A 6,244-nucleotide genomic window follows, 5' to 3' on the forward strand; every position below is an offset into this window, starting at 1 on the left:
GCGGATATCTTGACCGAGGATCAGATCCGCCACCAGGATGGCAGGCGATGTGGAAAGGGCTTCAGAAGCTACGCATGTGGGCTGAAGGATACGAAATCGGTGCTGAATGAGCGCGCTCTCGCGGCTCATTCAGCGGAAAGCGGCGGTAGTCACCAGTTCTCTCAATTTTGTCAAACAACCTCACCGAGATCACTTTGGTTTTCGCTAGATAATGACCGAGATCTGATTGATTCCTTTGTCTCGTATCTATTCACGTTGAATTAATGCGCTGATGCTGAGTTATGGGTAAGAAACAGCGCTTCAGCGCGGGGAGGATGTCAAATCCGGAACACCACCCCCGGGGAGTGATAATCGGGTCTGTTGACACTACACGTCTGTCCACCGAAGAGAAACGGGCGGCAGTCCGGAACAATCCCGGAGCATGTCCCATCGTCAACTCGGTTCACGCTGTCGGTGAACAGTACCGGCCCCTCGTCATCTACAACCTGCTCGACGGCGAACAGCGGTTTAACGACCTCAAGCGCGCGGTAGGGACGAGTTCGCGCACCCTCTCACAGGCGCTCGATTCGCTCCAAGAAAAAAACAGTGTCCACCGTCGCTCGAAACCCGGCGACCACGTCGCTGTCTACTACCGGCTCACCGAGAAAGGCCAGGCACTCGACTCAGTTTTTGAGGAGTTGGCTGCGTGGGACGAACGCTTCGGCGACGCGGCTACGGAGACGGAAACGAACGCAGAAACGCCGGCGACAGCCGACGACTGATACTGTTGGACGTAACTTCGTAAAGATATTCGCCACCCCGGGGTGGCGAAATTCTTGAAAGGCTTACGTCCGACAGTATGAGCAGAACTGGTACACCGGCATTGATACTGACGGCGAGACACCCCTGAAGAATTTCGGCACACCGGGGTGTAGAGAATCTTTAGGAGGGTATAGCCGGCAGTACGGGTAGCGCGACCGCCGAGACGTGACCTACTGGATTGGGTGAGCGGGTTTCCGAACAAGCTTAATCTGTCCATAGATACTTTGAATAAAAAGATGGACGCACTCGATCAGGTTAAGAAACGATACGCAACGAGCCAAGCGCTCATGGATCAGATCAGGTACGCTGCCGAGTCATTGAGTCTGCAGTTCGATCGGTGGGACGAACAGCACGTCGCCGGCCCCAGCCTCTACTTTTTGATCGTAGCCGAGATGAGTTTCAACGGATACACTGACCCACTCGGAGCAAACAAGTGGCCGATCAGCCGATGTAAAATTGTCACCGAATCATTAGATACGTTCACAGAAGTCGCCGGAGACGTGGCGATGACGCAGGACGGGGCGATTATGATAACTGCGGACGGGACGATTCAACAGCAGATGGTGCGTGTCCGTAATCCACCGCGGGATGGTATGTCAGGCATCAACGAACTCAATCCCGCCGACTGGATGGGAACCAAACACCTGAGTGCACTGGAAACCTCCCTCCGTGAGGACGTCATCTGGGCGATCACACTGAGCGAAGAGGACGGTCGCGTCACCACTTTTCTGGATGGGGCGTATCGTGACTATCCTCGCGACGAAATCGGTGGCCGGTGGCGACCCGAATAGAAGACTGATCCTGCGGTAGTGAACAGGCTCGGATACGCGACTCATTTGTAGACTGCAGTCCGTTGGCTATCTGGGTCCGTTTTTGCGAGAGACGCACCACCTATTCAGCACGCTGTTTCTCTCGACCACAGGAGGGTACCGAATCAAAACGATGGGTTGCTCTGAGACCCCTTCTGTGCAGAAAACGAACCGATTATATCGTGCTATCCAGACCCCACATGTGAGATGAACGATCAGACGGCGGGCCGGGACGGGCTGAGCAACTCGAAGTTCACCCTCGAAGTCGTCGCGCTGACCCTTTTTGGTGGCCTCGTCGTCCTCTTGCTCGGTCCGGCGTTCTCGACCGACTGGCTCGCCATCGGCGCGGTCGTCGGTGCCGTCTACTGGACGGTGATGTACGACGCGCGGTTGGCCGGCCTGCAGTCGAAACTCCCCGGCGAGCGGGCGACGATGCTTGTCGGCTTTCTGTACGTCGTCGCCGTCGCCGAGCTGGTGAGTGACCCAGCGCGCCAGAGCAGTCTCATCGCCGGCTTCATCGCCGGGTTCATCGTCGCCGGTGTCGTCGACGCCGGTCGTGCCCGACTCGTTCAGCGACTCGAATCGTCCTGACGCGACGATACTATTACCAGACCAGCCCTAGAGACGGGTGTGCTGACCTCGCTCTCGCGGCTGAGTAACCTCCTCGTTACCGTCGCCGTCGGTCCCGGCATCCTCACCCACGAGTACGCACACTACGCCGCCTGCAAACTCAGTAATGTCGCGGTGTACACCCGGCCAGCCCTCCACCCGTTCGACGACAGCGCCCTCCTCGAACACGAGTCGGTCGACAGTTTCGGTGCCGACCTGAGTATCGCCGTCGCACCGTTTCTCGCCAACTCCCTGCTCGCGTTCGTGGCGTTCGCGCTCGCAAGTGGGCTCGACTCGGGCTCGCGATTGCTCTTTCTGTGGCTTGGCTTCTGTTTCGGCTTTACAGCACTCCCCAGTGCGACAGATACCGAGACGCTGCTCCAGACGGCGGCGTCACTGCCGGCGACAGTTCGACCCGTCGGTTATCTGGTCGCCTATCCCGTCCGAACGGCGACACTGTCGGTGTGGGCGACCGGTATCCTGACGTTCGTGTGGACGATGACGCTGGCGGGCGGCGCGGTGACGATATAAAAACAGTCAGTCGTCGCCGGCACCCGTCGCCTGTTCGCCGACAGCGAGGTCGCGATCCGCGCGCGGCCCCTCCAGGTCCACGTCGGGAAGCAGGTCTCGCAGATACTGGCCGGTGTAGGAGTCCTCGGTCCGGGCCACTGCTTCTGGCGTGCCAGCGGCGACGACTTCGCCGCCGTTCTCGCCACCCTCCGGCCCCAGGTCGACGATATGGTCGGCGTTTTTCACGAGGTCGAGTTCGTGCTCGATGACGACGACCGTGTTCCCCTCGTCGGTCAGCCGGTGGAGCACGTCGATGAGTTTCCGCTCGTCCTCGGGGTGGAGTCCAGTCGTGGGTTCGTCCAGCAGATACAGCGTCTCGCCGCTGTCTTTCTTGCCCAGTTCCTCCGCGAGTTTCACGCGCTGGGCCTCACCTCCAGATAACGTCGTCGATGGCTGGCCGAGTCGCATGTAGCCCAGCCCCACGTCTTTCAGGAGTTTCAGCCGACGGCGGAGCTGGCTGTGACTCTCGAAGAAGTCGTGGGCCTCGTCGACGCTCATCTGGAGCACGTCCGCGATGGTCTTGCCCTTGTACGTCACGTCAAGCGTCTCGTCGTTGTAGCGGTCCCCACCGCACTCCTCGCAGGGGACGTACACGTCCGAGAGGAAGTTCATCTCGATCTTTACTGTGCCCTGCCCACCACACTCCTCACAGCGGCCGCCCTTGACGTTGAAGGAGAAGCGACCCTTCTCGTAGCCGCGCTGGTTCGCGAGGTCCGTCTGGGCGAACAGTTCACGGACGTAGTCGAAGACGTTCGTGTACGTCGCGGGGTTCGAGCGCGGGGTGCGACCGATGGGCGACTGGTCGATGAGTCGTACCGTCTCGATTGCGTCGAGTCCCTCGATAGCGTCGTGCTCGCCGGGGTCGACGCTGGTGTTGTCGTTCATCTCGCGGGCGAGTCCTTTGTAGAGCACGTCGTGCATCAGCGTGGACTTCCCCGAGCCGGAGACGCCGGTGATAGCGGTGAAGTTCCCCACCGGAATGTCGACGTCGAGGTCAGCGAGATTGTGCTGACGGGCACCGCGAATCGTTATCTCTCCGTCGCGGTCGCGACGGGTTTCCGGCACCGGAATCGCCTTTTCGCCGGAGAGGTAGTCGCCGGTGACGCTCTCGTCGCTTGCGATGACGTCGTCGAAGTCCCCGTTGACAACGACTTCGCCGCCGCGTTTACCGGGACCGGGACCCATGTCGATGATGTTGTCCGCCCGGCGCATCGTCTCGGTGTCGTGTTCGACGACAATGAGCGTGTTCCCGATGTCTCGGAGTTCCGCCAAAGTGTTCAGCAGGCGGTCGTTGTCGCGCTGGTGGAGGCCAATGGAGGGTTCGTCAAGCACGTAGAGGACGCCCACCAGTCCGGAGCCGATCTGGGTGGCCAGCCGAATCCGCTGGCTCTCACCACCCGAGAGGGTCGACGCCTCGCGGTCCAGCGTGAGATATTCCAGGCCGACCTCGCACATGAAGCCGAGGCGGGCGCGGATCTCCTTGAGAATCTCCTCGGCAATCTTCGTCTGGCGCGCGTCGAGGTGCTCTTCCATCCCCTCGAAGTGTGCCAGCGCGTCGCCGATGGACATCCGGTTGACCTCAGTAATAGACGTTCCGTCGGAGGAAACCTCCGACGACGTTCCGCTCGTCTCGCTCGCGGAACCCCCCTCTACCAGCACTGCACGCGATTCGGCTTTGAGTCGGGTGCCCTCACACGCTGGACACGTGGTGACGGCCATGTACTCCTCGATGTGGTCGCGTGCGCGGTCGCTGTCGGTTTCGACGTGGCGACGCTCCAGGTTGTTGATGACGCCCTCGAAGCGCTCTGTCTTCTCGCGGGTGCCGTTCTTCGTCGTCCACTCGAAGTGGACCACCTGGTCGGTGCCGTAGAGGAACTGCCGCTGGATGGACTCGTCTAGCTCCTCGAAGGGGGTGTCGAGCGAGACGCCAAAGTGGTCGGCGACGTTCTCCAGTTGTCGCGAGTAGTAGGTGCGGTTGTAGCTCCACGGCTCGAAAACGTGTTTGAGGGGTTTCGAGGGGTCCTCGATGACGAGGTCCTCGTCGACTTCCTTCGTCGAGCCGATCCCCTCACACTCGGGGCAGGCACCGTGGGGGCTGTTAAAGGAAAACGAGCGCGTCTCGATTTCAGAGATATCGATACCGCAGTGGTTGCAGGCGAGGTCTTCAGAGAACTCGACGACCAGACGGTCCTCGATTTCGTCGTCGGCCAGGTCGCCCGTCGACCGGGCTGTCGACCCGCCGACTGCCAGGTCCGCTGGCGGGTCTGGGAAGACGACTTTCAGCACGCCGTCTGCCTCCTCGAGTGCCGTCTCGACGGAGTCGGTGAGGCGAGAGCGGGCGTCGTCGCTGAGTTTGACGCGGTCGACTACCACGTCGATGGTGTGGTCGTAGTTCTCATCTAGGTCAGGGCGGTCAACAGTCAGATCGTAGCTCTCGCCGTCGACTTCGACGCGGGTGTACCCCTCGCTGACGAGTTCGTCGAAGCGGTCCTCGAAGGCGCCCTTCTGGTCGCGGACGACCGGCGCACAGATCTTCGCACGGGTTCCATCCGGTGCGTCCAGCAGACGACGGACCATCTGCTGGGCGGACTGCTCGCCGACTTCGCGGCCACACTCGGGACAGTGTGGCGTGCCGACGCGAGCGTAGAGCAGGCGGAGGTAGTCGTGGAGTTCCGTGACGGTCCCGACCGTCGACCGGGGGTTGTTCGCGGCGTTTTTCTGGTCGATAGAGATCGCAGGTGAGAGTCCCTCGACGTTCTCGACCTGAGGTTTGTCCATCTGCCCGAGGAAGTTCCGGGCGTACGCGGACAGCGACTCGATGTAGCGGCGCTGTCCCTCGGCGTAAATCGTCTCGAAGGCGAGCGACGATTTACCCGACCCCGAGAGGCCCGTCACGACCGTCAACTCCTCGCGGGGGACGGTGACGTCCACGTCTTTGAGGTTGTGTTCCTCGGCCCCGCGTACCTCGATATAGTCGCGACTCATGATTTGTCGCCCACCATATCATGAACATAACTTGGAGAACGCTGCGTACTCATCGTTGACAGCATCAAGCACCGCAGACACTTAATCAAATCACTTTCAGAGTGGACTACCCCACCCTACGTCGCTCGGGGTCAATCTACGCTCCAGATGATGCGGGAAAGGCGTACTCTCCATTTCAGCGCACATCTTGAACGGGTGGGTGTTCTCCTGCAAATTCTAGAAACACTCCCAGGTGCCGCAATAAAGCGGCATGTAAATATCTATGATGTGTCTAATATAGCTGTTGAAACAATCTCAAATATCGGTGTCACATACGGCCACAATACGGGATTGAACCTAGGGACTCAGCTTTGAACGTTAGTGTCGGCTGTTGAGTGAACGAAAAGATGGTCGATCTCTTGCATAAGGTCATCGACGCCACGATCATCGTTGTCTCGAACCCACGAGAGAAGGTTGTACACGGCTTCTTT

The 6,244-nt window shown here is 59.9% G+C and carries 5 protein-coding genes and 1 pseudogene; 4 read left to right on the top strand and 2 right to left on the bottom strand.

The window, feature by feature from the left end:
* Nucleotides 1-314: 314 nt before the first annotated feature.
* The 4 genes from WDJ60_RS18580 (at nt 315) to WDJ60_RS18595 (ending at nt 2,750) form a co-directional block, all read left to right on the top strand.
* Nucleotides 315-761: a winged helix-turn-helix transcriptional regulator gene (locus tag WDJ60_RS18580; RefSeq protein ID WP_340102263.1), complete on the top strand. Its 447-nt coding sequence runs from the start codon at nt 315-317 to the stop codon at nt 759-761.
* Between the two features lie 276 nt (nt 762-1,037).
* A complete protein-coding gene (locus tag WDJ60_RS18585) occupies nt 1,038-1,592 on the top strand; it encodes a hypothetical protein (RefSeq protein WP_417750481.1) in 555 nt (184 codons plus the stop codon).
* A gap of 225 nt (nt 1,593-1,817) precedes the next feature.
* A complete protein-coding gene (locus WDJ60_RS18590) occupies nt 1,818-2,201 on the top strand; it encodes a hypothetical protein (RefSeq protein WP_340102268.1) in 384 nt (127 codons plus the stop codon).
* Nucleotides 2,202-2,240: 39 nt separating this feature from the next.
* On the top strand, nt 2,241-2,750 hold the full coding sequence (locus tag WDJ60_RS18595; protein WP_340102270.1) for a hypothetical protein: 510 nt from the start codon (nt 2,241-2,243) through the stop codon (nt 2,748-2,750).
* A gap of 6 nt (nt 2,751-2,756) precedes the next feature.
* Here the strand turns inward: WDJ60_RS18595 and uvrA are convergent, their stop codons facing one another.
* Together uvrA and WDJ60_RS18605 are read right to left on the bottom strand one after the other, a co-directional pair.
* Entirely contained in the window at nt 2,757-5,774 is a 3,018-nt protein-coding gene (uvrA, locus tag WDJ60_RS18600) for an excinuclease ABC subunit UvrA (protein WP_340102272.1), read from the bottom strand.
* Nucleotides 5,775-6,118: 344 nt separating this feature from the next.
* Nucleotides 6,119-6,244 (bottom strand): annotated as a pseudogene (locus WDJ60_RS18605) (IS701 family transposase); the annotation flags it as partial.

Origin of the sequence: Salinibaculum salinum, from assembly GCF_037645885.1 — an archaeon.
In the GTDB taxonomy this organism is placed as follows: domain Archaea; phylum Halobacteriota; class Halobacteria; order Halobacteriales; family Haloarculaceae; genus Salinibaculum; species Salinibaculum salinum.

Bases quoted from the DNA above. Each gene is read 5' to 3' on its own strand.
- uvrA (WP_340102272.1), bottom strand. From the start codon at position 5,774: ATGAGTCGCGACTATATCGAGGTACGCGGGGCCGAGGAACACAACCTC.
- WDJ60_RS18585 (WP_417750481.1), top strand. From the start codon at position 1,038: ATGGACGCACTCGATCAGGTTAAGAAACGATACGCAACGAGCCAAGCG.
- WDJ60_RS18580 (WP_340102263.1), top strand. From the start codon at position 315: ATGTCAAATCCGGAACACCACCCCCGGGGAGTGATAATCGGGTCTGTT.
- WDJ60_RS18590 (WP_340102268.1), top strand. From the start codon at position 1,818: ATGAACGATCAGACGGCGGGCCGGGACGGGCTGAGCAACTCGAAGTTC.